This is a genomic window from Streptomyces sp. NPDC051563 (assembly GCF_044454225.1).
Taxonomy (GTDB): Bacteria; Actinomycetota; Actinomycetes; order Streptomycetales; family Streptomycetaceae; genus Streptomyces.
The window spans coordinates 170,393-186,007 of the sequence record NZ_JBITDL010000018.1; the positions used below are offsets into that span (position 1 = coordinate 170,393).

The following is a 15,615-nucleotide window of genomic DNA, read 5'->3' on the forward strand; positions in this document are numbered from 1 at the left end:
CAACGTCGTGGATCAAGGAATCCCGGGGCTCAGGCCGGCAGGTCCCGGCGGCGCAGGGCGGTGAGGGCGGCCGCCAGGAGGGCCGCCGCCACTGCGCTCAGCATCAGCAGAGGAGCCCAGGTCAGGGCCTCGGAGCCGGGGATCCGGGGCAGGTGGGCGAAGGGGGACAGGTCCAGGACCGCCCCGGGGAGGTTCAGCGCGGGGCCGATCCAGCCGAGGGCCAGCACAGCCCCGGCCACCGCCCAGCCGGCCGGGGCGTAGCCGGGGACGGCGCCGTACAGGAGGGCCGCGAGGGCCCCGATCACCCACACCGCGGGGAGTTGCACGAGACAGCCCCCGACGGTCCGCGCGAGGTCCGCGCCATGGCCGATGCCCAGGCCGAGCCCTCCCAGCAGGAGGATCAGCGCCGAGCCGCCGAAGGCGACGGCCAGATGTCCGCAGGCCCAGCGCAGCCGGCCGACGGCATGGGCCAGGACGGGCTCCGCGCGCTGCCCCGACTCCTCGGTCCCCAGGCGCAGTACGGCCGACACGATGAAGAGGGCGGCCACCAGCCCGAGCATCCCGGCCATCGTCGCCAGGAAGGCCTCGGTGAGGCCCGCTCCGCCGCCCGCGCCGCCCATCCGCTCGATGATCTCCCGGGTCCGGGCGTTGTCGCCGACCAGCTCGGTGGCCCCGTCGGCCATCCCCCCGAACACCACACCGGCCGCCAGGAATCCGAGGCTCCAGCCGAGCAGCCCGCCCCGCTGCAGCCGCCACGCCAGCGCCCCGGCCCCGCCGAGCCGCCCCTCGGCCGGGCCCGGGCGGACCGGCAGGAAGCTCAGGCCGAGGTCGCGGCGGCCTGCGAGCACGAAGGCCACGGCCGTCTGGACGGCGAAGGCCGCCGCGAACAGGGCGAGCACCCACCAGCGTTCGGCCGCGAAGGCCCGTAGGTGCTCCAGCCAGCCCAGCGGGGAGATCCAGGTCAGCGCCGACGAACCGTCCGCGGAGCCCGCGTCGCCCGCGGCGCGCAGGACGAAGGCCGCGCCGAGCAGGGTCCCGGCGAGGCCCTTGGCGAGCCGCGCGCTCTCGGTGAGCTGCGCCGTGACGGCGGCCGCCGACGCGAACAGCATCCCGGTGGCGCCGGTCCCGAGCCCGAGGGCGAGCGCTCCGCCCGCGCCCCGCCCGGCGAGTCCGGCCGTGACGAGGAGGGCGACCAGCGCATTGGCCACGAAGGCCGCCAGCAGGGCCGCCGTCAGCGGGGCCCGGCGCCCCACCATCGCCGCCGACAAGAGCTCCTGACGCCCCGACTCCTCCTCCTCGCGGGTGTGCCGGATCACGATGATCAGGCTCATGAATCCGGTGAGCAGCCCGGCGAGGACCCCGCCGCGCCAGGCGGTCAGCGCACCGATCGAATCGCCGAAGGCGGGGCCGTAGAGGGCGCGGAGCGAGCCGTTCGCGCTCAGGGTGGTGAGGAGGTGGGCCCGTTCGGCCGCAGTCGCGTACACCGATGCGAGGGAAGCGGGCAGGCTGAGCAGGAGGGCGGCCACGGCCAGGATCCAGACCGGCATCATGACCCGGTCGCGGCGTAGGGCGAGGCGCAGCAGGGTGCCGGTCCCGGCCAGTTGACGGCTCCTCGGCGTGGCCCTCGCGGTCGGCGTGGTCGGCGTGGTCGGCGTGGTCATCGCGGTTCCCCCGTTTCCCCAGTGCGGGCGTAGTGCCGCAGGAAGAGCTCTTCGAGGGTCGGCGGGGTCGCGGTCAGGGACCGTACGCCCGAGGTGGCCAGCGACCGCAGTACGGCGTCCAGCTTGTCCGTGTCGGCCTGGAGCCGGATCCTCTGCCCCTGCACCTGCACGTCGTGGACGCCCGGCAAGTGCGCGAGCCCGTTCGGCGGGGCGGCGAGCTCGGCGCTGATCGACGTACGGGTCAGGTGGCGCAGTTCGGCGAGGCTGCCGGTCTCGACCGTACGGCCCGCGCGGATGATGCTGACCCGGTCGCAGAGGGCCTCGACCTCGCTGAGGACGTGCGAACTGAGCAGGACGGTGCGGCCGGCGGCCCGGGCCTCGGCGACGCACCCGCGGAAGACCTCCTCCATCAGCGGGTCGAGGCCGGAGGTGGGCTCGTCGAGGATGAGCAGCTCGACGTCGGCGGCGAAGGCGGCGACGAGGGCCACCTTCTGGCGGTTGCCCTTGGAGTACGTGCGCCCCTTCTTGGTCGGGTCGAGTTCGAACCGCTCGATCAGCTCGGCTCGGCGCGCCGGGTCGAGACCGGACCGGCCGCCGCGGCCGCCGCGCAGGCGTCCGTAGAGGTCGATGACCTCGCCGCCGGAGAGGTTGCGCCAGAGGGTGACGTCTCCGGGCACGTAGGCGATGCGGCGGTGGAGCTCGACGGCATCGGCCCACGGATCGCCGCCGAGCAGGCGGACGGCGCCGGAGTCGGCGCGCAGCAGGCCGAGCAGGACACGGATCGCGGTGGACTTGCCGGCGCCGTTGGGGCCGAGGAATCCGTGCACCTCTCCGGTGGTGACCGTGAGGTCGAGGCCGTCCAGTGCGCGGGTGCGACCGAACGCCTTGTGGAGTCCGGCGGCGCTGATTGCCTTCGTCATGCTTTTGAACGTACGCTTCTTTCACAAATTTGTGAAGGTCGGGAATCACGTAAAGTCGGGAGGGTGACGGAAGACGTGAACGACGACGTGAAGACCGGCGGGGACTCCCGGGACGAAGAGGCGGTCTCCCGCTTCGTCGAGCGGTTCGCCGCGCAGCTGACCGACGCAGGGATGCAGCGGATGGCCGCGCGCGTCTTCGCCCGGCTGCTCGCGAGCGACGGCGGCGCGATGACCTCGGCGGAGCTGGGCGAGGCCCTGCGGATCAGCCCCGCGGCGGTATCGGGGGCCGTCTCCTACCTGTCCCAGGTCAACATGGTCAGCCGGGAGCGCGAGCCGGGTTCGCGGCGCGATCGCTACGTGCTGCACAACGAGCTCTGGTACGAGACCTTCACCCGCCGGGACCAGATCCTGACCCTCTGGGAGAAGACCCTCCGCGACGGCGCGGCCGGCCTCGGCCCCGACACCCCCGCGGGCGCCCGGGTCGCCGAGACGGCGGCGTTCTTCGAGTTCATGCAGACGGAGCTCCTGGACCTGATGGACCGCTGGCGCACCCACCGCGCGACCCTGAACCTGCCGTAGCCCGGTCCGGCGGTATTCGCGGGGCGCCATCGGCATCCGCGCCATCGGCATGCGCGCCATCGGCATGCGCGCCATCGTCCTCGTCCACGGCCTCTGGGGCGGCGACGCCCACTGGGCCAGGGCCATCGGCCACGAACCCCCGCAGGACCGGCGAGCTCGACGCGAGCCACGCCTCCCCGGGCTCCCTCCCCGGCCCGGTCCGCGATCTCATCGAGACGGCGGCGTCCTCCTGAGGGCGCCCCGCCGCCACGGCCTGCGCGCCCGGCCCAGCTGCCGGGCCCGCGGCGCCCACACCACGGCCCCCGGCCCCGGGTCCCCGGCCAGCCACACGAACCGCTCCGGCGGCGGGTCCGCGGCCTGCGACTCCGCCGGCGAAGGCGGCAGGGCCGACTGCGGGAGGGCCGGGTCGGTGCGGGGCCAGGCCCGCGGCGGGAGCACCCGCCGGCCCAGCGGCCCCAGGGTCAGCACCCACGGCCCGCGGCGGCCCGGGCCGCCGGAGCCGCCGCTCAGGACCAGCAGCGGGGGCAGCCCGTGCCCGCGCAGCACCCCGAGGTCGTACGGGGTCCAGCGCAGCTCCGGGTCCCGCAGGGCCCGGCGCACCCGCCGGGCGACGTAGAGCTCCCTGAGGGCGACGAGCACCGGCAGGCACAGCACCCCCAGCAGGACTGCCTGCAGGGGCGCGGGGCGGGTGACCAGGGCCCCGATCAGCGCGGGCCAGCACAGCACCGGGAGCAGGCCGATCAGTGCGGCGTCCTGCCGCCAGTCACCGAGCGCGTCCCGGACGGCCGCCTCCCCGGGCGGACCGGGCTCCGGCGCCGCCCCCGGCGAAGCGGCCGGATCCCCGGCGGCCGGGTCCGCGGCGGCCGGAACCCCGGCGGCCGGGGCGCGCCCGGCGTCCCCGGTCACCACGCGAGGTTCCGGTGGCTGCCGCTGCCGGGGGCGGCAGCTGCCGCCACGATGATCCACCACGGAACGTCCACGATCCCCGCCACCGATCCTCCCCCGGGCCGGCGCCGGCCTCGCAGCGTCAGCGCTTCGGTGTCAGCGCTGCAGCGGCAGTGTCAGCCCCCATGCCGCCGGGCGCAAGGTCCACGTGCGGCGCCGGACCGGGCCGGTGATCGCGACGTCCGACCGGTAGCGGAAATCCGCCCCCGACACGGTCACCGCCGACGCGCGCACCCGCACCACGGGCTCGCGGTCGCCGTCCGGGTCCGCCGCCAGCCGGACCAGCACGTCCGCCAGCCCGTCGCCCTCCCGGGCCGACACCGTGACGCCCTCCACCATCCCGTCCACATCCGCCAGCACCACCCCGTCGGCCTCCACCCGCAGCCGGTGGCCGCGAGCGGATCCGGCGGCGGAAGGAGCCCCGGCCGGCGGGCGGCCGAACGTACGGACCAGCGAGCGGTAGGCGTTCCACACCGACGGCCCGGCCGGCCGCGGCACGCCCCCGGCCCCGGACCGGGCCCCGGACCGCGATCCGGATCCGGCCCCCACGGGCGGCGGCGGGATGCCGATCCCGCCCAGCACCACCCCGTCGCTGTCGTCGACCAGCAGGTCCCGCATCCCGACGGCCCCGTCCAGGACCGCCCGCGCGGCCGACACGGCCGACAGCGGCACGCCGAGCTGCAGCGCCAGTACCAGCGACCCGGCCGGCCCCACCGGAATCAGCGAAACGGCCCCCTCGGACAGCGCCCGCTCACGGTGCAGCAGCCCGACGGCCCGTACGAGTGCGCGATCGTCGCCCACGATCACCGGCTGCCGATGACCCCGGCGGGCGAGGGCCCGCGCAAACTCCTCCTGTGAGTCCGGGAGACAAATTTTTGCCGCCGCTCCCGCTGACAGCACATCTTTCGCGATTCGCACGGACTCGCCGTCAAGACGGCGGGCGACCGGGTCGACGAGCACGAGCAGGCCGCCTACCGGCGCGCCCGCATGGCTCATGGTGGGCTCTGGAGCCGACACCTCGGTCCTTCCTCGGGTAGCATCTTTGTGCAAGAGGCCCTTGCGCTATTGCGCCAGGGCCTTCGTCTATTCCGGGGTACCGGTCCGACGGCTCAGCCTGCGGTGTACATCGTCGTACGCCCCCTGACCTTGGACATGCCCCATCCGGAAGAGGTGTACGCCTGTGCCCGCTCTTGTGCTGCTCGGAGCTCAGTGGGGTGACGAGGGCAAGGGAAAGGCCACCGACCTGCTCGGTGGATCCGTTGACTATGTAGTGCGTTACCAGGGCGGCAACAACGCCGGCCACACGGTCGTCGTGGGCGACCAGAAGTACGCGCTGCACCTTCTCCCTTCCGGCATCCTCTCCCCCGGATGCACCCCGGTCATCGGCAACGGTGTCGTCATCGACCCGGCCGTCCTGCTCTCCGAGCTGCGCGGTCTGAACGAGCGCGGCATCGACACCTCGAAGCTGCTGGTCAGCGGCAACGCGCACGTGATCACGCCGTACAACGTCACCCTCGACAAGGTCGGCGAGCGCTTCCTCGGCAAGCGCAAGATCGGTACGACCGGCCGCGGCATCGGACCGACGTACGCGGACAAGATCAACCGCGTCGGCATCCGGATCCAGGACCTCTACGACGAGTCGATCCTCACCCAGAAGGTCGAAGCGGCGCTCGAGGGCAAGAACCAGCTCCTCACGAAGCTGTACAACCGCCGCGCGATCGAGTCGGCGCAGATCGTCGAAGAGCTGCTCGGCTACGCGGAGCAGATCAAGCAGTACGTCGCCGACACCACCCTCATCATCAACAAGGCGCTCGACCAGGACAAGGTCGTGCTCTTCGAGGGCGGCCAGGGCACCCTGCTCGACGTCGACCACGGCACGTACCCCTTCGTCACCTCCTCGAACCCGACCGCCGGTGGCGCCTGCACCGGTGCGGGCGTCGGCCCGACGAAGATCAGCCGCGTCATCGGCATCCTGAAGGCGTACACGACCCGCGTCGGCGCCGGCCCGTTCCCGACCGAGCTGTTCGACGCGGACGGCGAGGCCCTGCGCCGCATCGGCGGCGAGCGCGGCGTGACCACCGGCCGTGACCGCCGCTGCGGCTGGTTCGACGCCCCGATCGCCCGCTACGCGACCCGCGTCAACGGCCTGACGGACTTCTTCCTCACCAAGCTGGACGTGCTGACCGGCTGGGAGGAGATCCCGGTCTGCGTCGCGTACGAGATCGACGGCAAGCGCGTCGAGGAGCTCCCGTACTCGCAGACGGACTTCCACCACGCGAAGCCGATCTACGAAAACTTCCCCGGCTGGTCCGAGGACATCACCAAGGCCAAGACCTTCGCGGACCTCCCGAAGAACGCCCAGGCGTACGTCAAGGCCCTGGAGGAGATGTCGGGCGCTCCGATCTCCGCGATCGGCGTCGGCCCCGGCCGCACCGAGACGATCGAGATCAACTCGTTCCTCTAGGAACGGGCTCAGGTCACACAGGAAGGGGCGCTGCTCCCGCCGTACGGCGGGAGCAGCGCCCCTTCCCCGTGCTCAGTCCGTCAGGTAGTAACCGGTCAGGTCGATGATCAGGTCGATGCCCGACCAGCCCTGGTTCCAGAAGTCGACGATGCCGCCCTTGCCGCCGGGCGTCTGCACCAGGTTCGGGACGGTGCCGCCGGCCGTCCAGTTCAGGGCCGAGGAGACGGGCCGCTTCGGCGCGACGGCCGTGCCCTTCTCGTAGTCGGACCAGAAGTTCGGGTCCGGGGCCACCGACAGGAAGCCGTCGGTGGTCGCGTTCGTGACCGTCGTGTTCACGGCCCAGGCGTCGATCTTGGGCGAGTGCGTGTCGGCTTCGTACTGCATCACCTCGGGCGTGCGGGCCGGCACCTGACCGGCCGGGCGCACGCCCCAGCTGAAGTTCACGCGCGTGTCCAGGGTCCGGAAGGGCACCCAGGCGGACACGAAGGCGGAGCGGCTCTGCGGGGTGTAGTACCCGACGACGTCCACGATCACGTCGGCCGGGTTCCAGCCGCCGTTGCGGATGCTGATCTTCCCGTCGGCGCCGATCGGCACGATGACCGCGTTGGCGACGGTCTGGCCGGCGGAGAAGTTCAGGTTGGAGGTGGCCGGGGCCGGCCGGCCGGCGGGGTAGGCGGTCAAGTGCCCCGCCGAACGCGGGTTGGTGACCGTCAGGTTGAGCGCGACCGCGGTGGCGCTCTTGGGCACGCCCGCGCGCCCGGCGATCGGCACGCCGAAGGATCCGTACCCGGCGACCTGGCCCTTCGCGGTGCCCAGGCCCTCGCGGGTGTCCACGACACGGGTCGCGGTCACCGGGCCGTAGCCGGCCGCCTTCGACGCCGTGAAGTAGCCGGTGACGTCGGCGAGCAGGTCGACCGGCGCCCAGCCCGCGTTGAACAGGTGCACGTACCCGTCGTCGCCGACCGGTGCGATCACCAGGTTCGGAACGGACTGGCCCGCCACGTAGTTCAGGCTCGACGTCTCGGCTTCCTCCGCCAGCTCCTTGTCCCGGGCGACCGAGATGTGGCCGGCCGCCACGGTGTTGGTGACGGTGACGTTCAGGACCACCGAGCGCACCCCTGCGGGCACCTTCGCGGCCCCGGCCACCTTGAGCGCCACCGACGTGCGCGCGCCGACCTTGGCCCGCCCGGCGCCGATGCCCTCGCGGGTGTCCAGCAGCCGGGTGGGCTCGTGCGCGGTGAACTCGGTCCCCTCGGTGACGAACGTGAGCCCGTTGACCCCCTCCCCGCCGGTCACCGGGTCCTTCACCGTCACCTTCACCTCGTACGAGCCGAGGGCCGCGTACCGGTGCTTGGTGTGGCGCAGGTCGCCGGAGAAGGGGGGGTCGGTGTGGAACGTGTCCGTGGTCCCGTCGCCCCAGGCGATCGTGACGTCGACCAGGGTGTACTCCCCGTTGGACACGATGGTCCGCAGGTCGATCGAGTGCGCGCCCTCACTCGTCGCGTACAGGTCGGCCGCAAGGTACTGCTTCCCCGCGGCGGGCGCCCCCTGCGCCCGCGCGGTCCCCCCGGCCTTGGCACCGGACGGCGTCGTGGACACCGTCCGGTCGCCCGGGCTGCTGAAGGTCCTGCCCTTGAGCTTCGGTGCCGCGTCGGCGGGGCCCCCGGTCGAGGGCGCCCCCTGCGCCGCGGGAACGACGGGCCCGGCCGCCTGCGCGATCCCCGGGACGAGTCCGATGCCGGCTGCCACGAAGGCAGCGGAAACTACGAGACGGTGATGACGCACCGGCCCTCCCCCTTTTTTCTTTACGGTCGATCATGTTCGAATGCATGGTCAGCGTACCGAGGCCGGGTCCGCCGGGCGTTCGAAGACCATCTCGATGCCGTCGGCCTCGTTGCCCCGCTCGGCGACGCGGGTGAAGCCGAAGCCCGCGAGGGTGGCCAGGGAGGCGGCGTTGTCCGATCGGACGGTGGCCCGGACGGTCCTGACGGCAGGTTCTTCGGCGGCCCTGGCCAGGAGGGCGCTCAGCATGGCGCGGGCGTAGCCCCGGCGGCGGTGGGCGGAGACGACGCTGTAGCCGACCTCGACCACGCCGTCCTCGTCCGGCGGGCCACCGCCGGAGCCGGCTCTGGCGGACCATGGGGACGGACAGGTTTCCTCTCACGTGGAGTCGTCGATGGCCGTTCGCCGTGTCGTGCCCAACATCCAGTCGGAGGCCGCCCAGGAGAGCCGGGAGTTCTACGGTCTGCTGGGCTTCGAGGAGGTGATGAACCACGGCTGGATCATGACGCTCGCCTCCCCGTCCAGTCCGGCCGCCCAGATCAGCATCATGAGCAGGGACGAGACCGCGCCCGTCACCCCCGACATGAGCGTCGAGGTGGACGACGTGGACGCGGCCTACGCGCTCCTGCGGGCGAGCGGTGCGGAGATCGTGCACCCCTTGCAGGACGAGGAGTGGGGCGTGCGGCGGTTCTTCGTCCGTGACCCCAGCGGACGGGTGGTCAACGTACTGGGCCACCGCTGACGGCGGCTACCAGGCCAGCTGGGAGATCTCCTCGGCCACCACGGCGCAGCCGTCCGCCGCCGGGTCGATCAGGGGGAAGTGGCCGACTCCGTCCAGCAGGGTCAGTCCGACCATCTCCCCCGCCAGCGCGGCCGCCGCGACGTACGCCTCCGACACCGACTCCGGGACCACGATGTCGCCGCGCCCCTGGACCACCGCCGTCGCGATGCCGGTCGGGAGCAGCGCCGCCGGATCGGCGTACGGCCGCCGGGCGGCGAAGTGGGCTGCTCCGCCGAGGAGTTGCGCAGAGGCGCCGCCGCATACCCCGAGCTCCTGCGCCACCGTGAAGTCCGCGATCGGGGCCAGCGCCACCACTCCGCGCAGCAGCGGCGGCGCGGGCAGCCTCCAGCCGGCCGGTGCGTCCTGCGGCAGCACGTGCCGGGCCGCGGCCCACAGCGCGAGGTGGCCTCCGGCCGAGTGGCCGGTCAGCACCATGCGGCGGGGGTCGGCCTCCGGCAGGGCTTCGGCGGCCAGCTCCGGGAGGGCGTCGAGCGCGGCGGCCACGTCGTCGAAGGTCTCGGGCCAGCGGCCGGCGACCGGGCCCTCGGCGTCCTGATGGGGAAGCGAACTACCCCGTCGGTACTCGATGTTGGCGACGGCGAAGCCCTGCCGGGCGAGGAAGTCCGCGAAGGGGGTGACGTGCTGCCGGTCGTACGGGGCGCGCCAGGCCCCGCCGTGCAGGACGACGACCAGCGGCGCGGAGCGCGCGGTGCCGGGCTGCGCCCGCTCTCCGCGCGGGGCGTGGAAGTCGACGATCTGGTCGGGGTGTTCACCGTAGGCGGCCGTCGCGTCGGGGGCCACGGGCGGATGGGAGAAGGCCGAGGCGGCCTCGGCGGCGTCCCGTTCGACAGCGGGGTCCGTCATCGGCTCAACCTCCGGTAACGCGTGGGACGAGGGGGACTGGTGTTCCGGTGTCCCGGCAGAGCGGGACCGTATCAGGCCGGAACGGCCCCCTCCGTGGCGGGCCGGGGAGATACCGGCGCGGGCGGGGCCGTAGCCCCGCCCGCGCGGTGATGTGACGTTTCGCTACCGGTTCACCCGAAAATGTGACCCAGTGTGCGCGCCGCACGCTCCGCGTCCGCGAACCCGACGTACAGCGGGGTGAATCCGAAGCGCAGGACGTCGGGGGCGCGGAAGTCCCCGATCACCCCGCGGGAGATCAGCTCGCGCATGACCCCCTCGGCGTCCTCCGTGCGCAGCGACACCTGGCCGGCCCGCTGCTCGTGCTCGATGGGGGTCACCAGCTCGACCCTGCCCGCCGGGACGTACGCCGCCACGCAGTCGAGGAAGAAGTCGGTCAGCGCGAGGGACTTCGCGCGGACGTCCTCGACCGCGACCCCGTCCCAGGCGTCCAGGGCGGCCTCCAGCGCGAGCATGGACAGGATGTCCGGCGTGCCGACGCGGGCCCGCGCCACGCCCTGCGCGGCCTCGTAGGAGGGGGTCATCGCGAACGGGTCCGCGTGGCCGTTCCAGCCCGGCAGCGGGGAATCGAAGGCGCCCTGGTGGCGGGCGGCGACGTACAGGTACGCGGGCGCGCCGGGGCCGCCGTTGAGGTACTTGTACGTACAGCCGACCGCGAGGTCCACCCCGTGCGCGTCGAGGCCCACGGGCAGCGCGCCGGCGGTGTGGCACAGGTCCCAGACGACGAGCGCCCCCGCGGCACGGGCCGCCGCGGTGAGGGCGGGCAGGTCGTGCAGACGGCCGGTGCGGTAGTCGGCGTGGTTGAGGAGCACCACGGCGGTGTCCGGCCCCATGGCCCCCGCGGCGGCGGCCGGGTCGACCGGGACCACCCGCAGTCCCGTCATCCGGGCCGCCGATGCGGCGATGTAGCCGTCGGTGGGGAAGGTGGCGGCGTCCACGAGCAGCTCGGTCCGCCCGGGGGCGGCCAGGCGGGCGGCGCCGACCAGGGCCTTGAAGAGGTTGACGCTGGTGGAGTCGCCGACGACCACCTGCCCGGCGGCGGCGCCGATCAGCGGGGCCACCCGGTCGCCGATGCGCTCGGGGGCGTTCCACCAGTTCGCTTCGCCCTCGGTCCAGGAGCGGATCAGGCGGGTGCCCCACTGCTCGGTGACCACCGCGGCGAGGCGCTCGGCGACGCCCGCGGGGAGGGCGCCGAGGCTGTTGCCGTCGAGGTAGACCACGCCCTCGGGGAGGGTGAAGCGGTCGCGGAGCTTGCCGAGGGGGTCGGCCGCGTCCAGCGCTTCGGCGCGGGCCGCGAGATCCGGGATCGGTGTGGGCTCAGACATGGCTGCGCGCCGTCCAGAGCTCCGGGAAGACGTTCTTCTGGGCGCGCTTCTCCAGCCAGGTCACGCCGGCCGAGCCGCCGGTGCCCGTCTTCGCGCCCATCGCGCGCCGGGTGGCGACCAGGTGGTCGTTGCGCCAGCGCCAGACCAGCTCGGCGACGTCGGTGAGGACCTCGCCGAGGCGGTGCAGGTCCAGGTGGGTGTCCGGGTCCGCGTACAGGGCCGTCCAGACGGCTTCGACCTCGGACGAGGGATCGTAGCGCCGGGTCAGGTCGCGGTCGAGGACCGACCGCGGGACGGGCAGACCGCGGCGGGCGAGGAGGCTCAGCACCTCGTCGTAGAGGCTGGGCTCCTGGAGGGCCTTCTCCAGCTCCGCGTGGACGCGCGGGGCGCCGCGGTGCGGGACCAGCATGGAGGCGGCCTTGTCGCCGAGCAGGAACTCCATCCGGCGGTACATCGCCGACTGGAAGCCGGAGCCCTCGCCGAGGGCGGCGCGGTACGCGTTGAACTGGCCCGGGGTCAGCTGGGCGAGGGGGCGCCAGGAGGCATTGAGGGCCTCCAGTTCGCGGAGGGATCGTTTCAGCGCGTCCATCGCGACGGGCAGCCGGTCCTCGCGGAGCGCCGTCGCGGCGGTCTCCCACTCGTGGACGATGACCGTGAACCACAGCTCCATGACCTGGGTGGTGACCAGGAAGACCATCTCGCCCGGGTCGTCCGAGCGCAGGTGCTGGAGGTGGGTGAGGACGTCCGCCTGGACGTAGTCCTCGTAGGGGGTCGTGCCGGCGAAGTCGAGGTTCGGGGTGTCCGAACCGCCGTCTCCGGAGGCATCAAGGGCGTGCGACATCGCTGTCTCCTCGATACGCGCTTCCGGGTAGCGGTCCGCTCCTTCCGGTGAGGTGAGTGGAGCTCCGGTCCCCTGTCCGCATCATAAGACCGTCGTGCCGCAGGGCTTCAATAGTCAGTGGCGCACGTCACTTTCCGCGACCGGGCGGGCCCCATGCGGGAACCCGCCCGGCTCCGGGCGTGCAGGGCCCTCGGGCCTCAGACCGCGAGGACGTCCGCGGCCGTCTCGGAGGAGTCGCGCAGGAAGGTCGAGCAGCGCTCGTACTCCTCCTTCTCCTCGATCGCGCCGGCCGCACGGGCCAGGGCGTTCAGGGCGCGCAGGAAGCCGCGGTTCGGCTCGTGCTCCCACGGCACCGGGCCGTGGCCCTTCCAGCCCGCGCGGCGCAGCGCGTCCAGGCCGCGGTGGTAGCCCGTACGGGCGTAGGCGTACGACTCGACCGTGCGGCCGCCCGCGAAGGCCTCGTCGGCGAGGAGGGCCCAGGCCAGGGAGGAGGTCGGGTGCGCGGCGGCCACCTCGACGGCGGGGGTGCCCGCGGCGATGGCCGCGATGCCCGGCTCGTCGGGCAGGTGGGTGGGGGCGGGGCCCCCGAGCAGGTTCTGGTGAAGAGACATGCCCACAGTCTGGCCTACGGAAAGGGCCCGGCCCCGCCGTCCTCGGACGGTGGAGCCGGGCCCTCCCGGGAAGCTGCTGCTGCGCGAGCCGCTGCTACTTGAGCTTGGTGCCCGTGGAACGCAGGTTCGCGCAGGCCTCGGTGACGCGCGCGGCCATGCCGGCCTCGGCGGCCTTGCCCCACGTGCGGGGGTCGTACTTCGACTTGGTGCCGACCTCGCCGTCGACCTTCAGGACCGCGTCGTAGTTGCGGAACATGTGGTCCACGACCGGGCGGGTGAAGGCGTACTGGGTGTCGGTGTCGAGGTTCATCTTCACGACGCCGTTCTCCAGCGCGGTGGCGATCTCCTCGGCCGTGGAGCCCGAGCCGCCGTGGAAGACGAAGTCGAACGGGGAGGACTTGCCGTACTTCTCGCCGACGCCGGCCTGGAGGTCCTTGAGGAGCTCGGGGCGCAGGACGACGTTGCCCGGCTTGTAGACGCCGTGCACGTTGCCGAAGGAGGCGGCCAGCAGGTAGCGGCCCTTCTCGCCCAGGCCCAGGGCCTCGGCGGTGCGCAGCGCGTCGTCGACGGTGGTGTACAGCTCGTCGTTGATCTCGTGGCTGACGCCGTCCTCCTCGCCACCGGTCGGGGTGATCTCGACCTCGAGGATGATCTTCGCGGCGGCGGCCTTGGCGAGCAGCTCCTGGCCGATGGCCAGGTTGTCGGCCAGGGTCTCGGCGGAACCGTCCCACATGTGCGACTGGAAGAGCGGGTTGAGGCCGCGGGCCACGCGCTCGGCCGAGATCTCGATCAGCGGGCGGACGTAGGTGTCCAGCTTGTCCTTGGGGCAGTGGTCCGTGTGCAGCGCGACGGTGATGTCGTACTTCGCGGCCACGATGTGCGCGAACTCGGCCAGGGCGGCGGCGCCGGTGACCATGTCCTTGTTGTACTGGCCACCCAGGAACTCCGCACCACCGGTGGAGATCTGGATGATGCCGTCGCTCTCGGCCTCCGCGAAGCCGCGCAGTGCAGCGTGCAGGGTCTGGGTCGAGGTCACGTTGATCGCCGGGTAGGCAAACTTGCCTGCCTTCGCCCGGTCGAGCATCTCGTTGTAGACCTCGGGGGTTGCGATGGGCATCTGTCCGCTCCTTGGATGTGCGGGGAGTGTGCTTATTGCGGGCCCTGACCTGGGGGCGACGTTGCCGTCGTGCCCATCTTTCCAGACTCGCGCCCCCGCTCCACCTCCGCGACGGCGCCGCGCGGGCCGATCCGGGGGGAGTGTTTCACGTGAAACACTCCCCCGGGCCTAAAAAGCCCAGGTCAGGGCCTACTTCCGGACTTTCGGGGACCTAAGTCACCAGTTGTGCGGAAGCACGGCCCACTGTCCGAGGATTAGGACAAACCGAGGTCACCGAGCTGGTACCCCGTGAGGTACGGCAGTCCGGCGGCCGCGATGGCGTCCGCCGCGCCGCGGTCGACGATCGTCGCGACGGCCACGACCTCGCCGCCGGCCTCGCGGACCGCCTCGACGGCGGTCAGCGGGGAACCGCCCGTGGTCGAGGTGTCCTCGACGACCAGGCAGCGCTTGCCCTTCACGTCGGTGCCCTCGATGCGGCGCTGCATGCCGTGCGCCTTCTGCGCCTTGCGGACGACGAAGGCGTCCAGGCGCGCGCCCCGCGCGGCGGAGGCGTGCAGCATCGAGGTGGCGACCGGGTCGGCGCCCAGCGTCAGGCCGCCGACGCAGTCGAACTCCAGGTCGGCGGTGAGGTCGAGCATGACCTGGCCGACCAGCGGGGCGGCCTCGCCGTCCAGGGTGATCCGGCGGAGGTCGATGTAGTAGTCGGCCTCGCGGCCGGAGGAGAGGATCACCTTGCCGTGCACGACGGCCTTGTCCTTGATCTGCTGCAGAAGCGCATCGCGTACGTCACTCATGGCCCCGAGCTTAATTGGGCACTACCCGAGCCGCCGCCACGTCCACGTCGTGGAGATCTCCAGCGGGTCCACGGGGGTGACCAGCTGCGGGAGGCTGTTCAGCCCGTTCGGCGGGCCCGACTGCGGTTCCACGCAGACGGCCTCGGGCTCCTCGTCGTAGACCACCACCCATTCGGAGCGGCTGGTGACCTTCAGCTCCAGGGCGTCGGGCCACGTGAGGGTGACGTCGACCCCGTACGGCATGCCGAAGCAGTCGTCCCAGGGGCCGGGCTCGGGGTCGATCCGGTTGCCGGTGGGCAGGTGGTCGGCCCCGCGCTCCTCCTGCCAGGCGGCTTCGAAGCCGATGCGCACGTCCTCGCCGCCGTTGCCGAGGTTGCGGTGGAACCAGGGGTGCCAGCCGGCCTGCGCCGGGAAGGAGTCCTGGTAGGTCTCGATGCCCATGGTCAGGGTCAGCGCGTCCTCGCCGAGCTCGAAGATCTGGGTGACCAGGCCCTCGTAGGGCCACGGGTCGGCCAGCGGGTACGTGAAGACGGCCTCGGTGCCGGTGGTCCGGGCGGGGCGCCAGGCGGCGTCACGGCCGAAGCCGTGGATGGCGTGCGGCGGGTGGTTGAGCGGGAGCTGGTGCAGGGTCGCCCCGTCCTGGAACTGCCCGTCCCTGGTCCGGCCGCACCACGGGACCATGGGGAAGGACCCGTAGTGGTCCCCCTGCCGCAGCAGCTCCGTCCCGTCGATGCGCAGACTGCTGATCCGGCAGCCGTTCTCCTGGTCGATGGTCACCTCGGCGCCGCCGGCGCGCAGTTGCGTACTCATGCCATGACCTTAGTCAGCCCGGCGGGGTGATCAGGCCCGTGCGGGAAAGCGGCGGGTCCCCGGG

Annotated in this window: 16 protein-coding genes; 3 read left to right on the plus strand and 13 right to left on the minus strand. The window is 72.8% G+C overall.

From position 1 onward, the window contains the following. Positions 1 to 29 precede the first annotated feature (29 nt). Both ACIA8F_RS22695 and ACIA8F_RS22700 read right to left on the minus strand, forming a co-directional pair. Positions 30 to 1,661, minus strand: coding sequence for an ABC transporter permease (locus ACIA8F_RS22695; protein WP_399381232.1), 1,632 nt, complete (start codon positions 1,659 to 1,661; stop codon positions 30 to 32). Then, on the minus strand, positions 1,658 to 2,581 hold the full coding sequence (locus ACIA8F_RS22700; protein ID WP_399381234.1) for an ATP-binding cassette domain-containing protein: 924 nt from the start codon (positions 2,579 to 2,581) through the stop codon (positions 1,658 to 1,660). The genes ACIA8F_RS22695 and ACIA8F_RS22700 overlap by 4 nt, the downstream gene beginning before the upstream one ends. Positions 2,582 to 2,644: 63 nt before the next feature. Here ACIA8F_RS22700 and ACIA8F_RS22705 point away from each other — a divergent pair, with 63 nt between their 5' ends. Next, the gene (locus ACIA8F_RS22705; protein ID WP_399381236.1) at positions 2,645 to 3,160 is read left to right on the plus strand and encodes a GbsR/MarR family transcriptional regulator; all 516 of its coding nucleotides are present in this window, start codon (positions 2,645 to 2,647) and stop codon (positions 3,158 to 3,160) included. Between the two features lie 207 nt (positions 3,161 to 3,367). On the opposite strand, the gene ACIA8F_RS22710 is transcribed toward ACIA8F_RS22705, so the two are convergent. Beyond that, on the minus strand, positions 3,368 to 4,066 hold the full coding sequence (locus ACIA8F_RS22710; RefSeq protein ID WP_399381237.1) for a hypothetical protein: 699 nt from the start codon (positions 4,064 to 4,066) through the stop codon (positions 3,368 to 3,370). Positions 4,067 to 4,201: 135 nt separating this feature from the next. After that, positions 4,202 to 5,101 (minus strand): diacylglycerol kinase, encoded by a 900-nt coding sequence (locus tag ACIA8F_RS22715; RefSeq protein WP_399381285.1) that lies wholly within the window; start codon positions 5,099 to 5,101, stop codon positions 4,202 to 4,204. Positions 5,102 to 5,285: 184 nt separating this feature from the next. Between ACIA8F_RS22715 and ACIA8F_RS22720 the strand changes: the two genes are divergently transcribed. After that, positions 5,286 to 6,569, plus strand: coding sequence for an adenylosuccinate synthase (locus tag ACIA8F_RS22720; protein WP_327305424.1), 1,284 nt, complete (start codon positions 5,286 to 5,288; stop codon positions 6,567 to 6,569). Positions 6,570 to 6,641: 72 nt separating this feature from the next. Here the strand turns inward: ACIA8F_RS22720 and ACIA8F_RS22725 are convergent, their stop codons facing one another. Next, positions 6,642 to 8,318: a hypothetical protein gene (locus tag ACIA8F_RS22725; protein WP_399381239.1), complete on the minus strand. Its 1,677-nt coding sequence runs from the start codon at positions 8,316 to 8,318 to the stop codon at positions 6,642 to 6,644. A gap of 84 nt (positions 8,319 to 8,402) precedes the next feature. Beyond that, positions 8,403 to 8,660, minus strand: coding sequence for a GNAT family N-acetyltransferase (locus ACIA8F_RS22730; protein WP_399381241.1), 258 nt, complete (start codon positions 8,658 to 8,660; stop codon positions 8,403 to 8,405). Positions 8,661 to 8,745: 85 nt separating this feature from the next. Here ACIA8F_RS22730 and ACIA8F_RS22735 point away from each other — a divergent pair, with 85 nt between their 5' ends. Then, a complete protein-coding gene (locus tag ACIA8F_RS22735; protein ID WP_399381243.1) occupies positions 8,746 to 9,093 on the plus strand; it encodes a VOC family protein in 348 nt (115 codons plus the stop codon). A 6-nt stretch (positions 9,094 to 9,099) separates the two neighbouring features. On the opposite strand, the gene ACIA8F_RS22740 is transcribed toward ACIA8F_RS22735, so the two are convergent. From ACIA8F_RS22740 to ACIA8F_RS22770, 7 genes are all read right to left on the minus strand, one after another. Further along, positions 9,100 to 9,996, minus strand: a complete 897-nt coding sequence (locus tag ACIA8F_RS22740) for an alpha/beta hydrolase family protein (RefSeq protein ID WP_399381244.1) — start codon at positions 9,994 to 9,996, stop codon at positions 9,100 to 9,102. Positions 9,997 to 10,166: 170 nt separating this feature from the next. Beyond that, complete coding sequence (gene kynU / locus ACIA8F_RS22745; RefSeq protein ID WP_399381247.1) at positions 10,167 to 11,378, minus strand: kynureninase; 1,212 nt, start codon at positions 11,376 to 11,378, stop codon at positions 10,167 to 10,169. Next, positions 11,371 to 12,219: a tryptophan 2,3-dioxygenase family protein gene (locus ACIA8F_RS22750; protein WP_399381249.1), complete on the minus strand. Its 849-nt coding sequence runs from the start codon at positions 12,217 to 12,219 to the stop codon at positions 11,371 to 11,373. The genes kynU and ACIA8F_RS22750 overlap by 8 nt, the downstream gene beginning before the upstream one ends. A gap of 197 nt (positions 12,220 to 12,416) precedes the next feature. Continuing rightward, positions 12,417 to 12,830 carry a DUF3151 domain-containing protein gene (locus tag ACIA8F_RS22755; RefSeq protein ID WP_399381251.1) on the minus strand — a complete coding sequence of 138 codons (414 nt, stop codon included), beginning with the start codon at positions 12,828 to 12,830 and terminating at the stop codon, positions 12,417 to 12,419. 94 nt (positions 12,831 to 12,924) lie between these two features. Continuing rightward, entirely contained in the window at positions 12,925 to 13,947 is a 1,023-nt protein-coding gene (gene fbaA, locus ACIA8F_RS22760) for a class II fructose-bisphosphate aldolase (protein ID WP_112446238.1), read from the minus strand. Between the two features lie 254 nt (positions 13,948 to 14,201). Continuing rightward, positions 14,202 to 14,741 (minus strand): orotate phosphoribosyltransferase, encoded by a 540-nt coding sequence (gene pyrE / locus ACIA8F_RS22765; protein ID WP_328299960.1) that lies wholly within the window; start codon positions 14,739 to 14,741, stop codon positions 14,202 to 14,204. Between the two features lie 21 nt (positions 14,742 to 14,762). Then, the gene (locus tag ACIA8F_RS22770) at positions 14,763 to 15,551 is read right to left on the minus strand and encodes an aldose 1-epimerase (RefSeq protein WP_399381254.1); all 789 of its coding nucleotides are present in this window, start codon (positions 15,549 to 15,551) and stop codon (positions 14,763 to 14,765) included. Positions 15,552 to 15,615 lie beyond the last annotated feature (64 nt).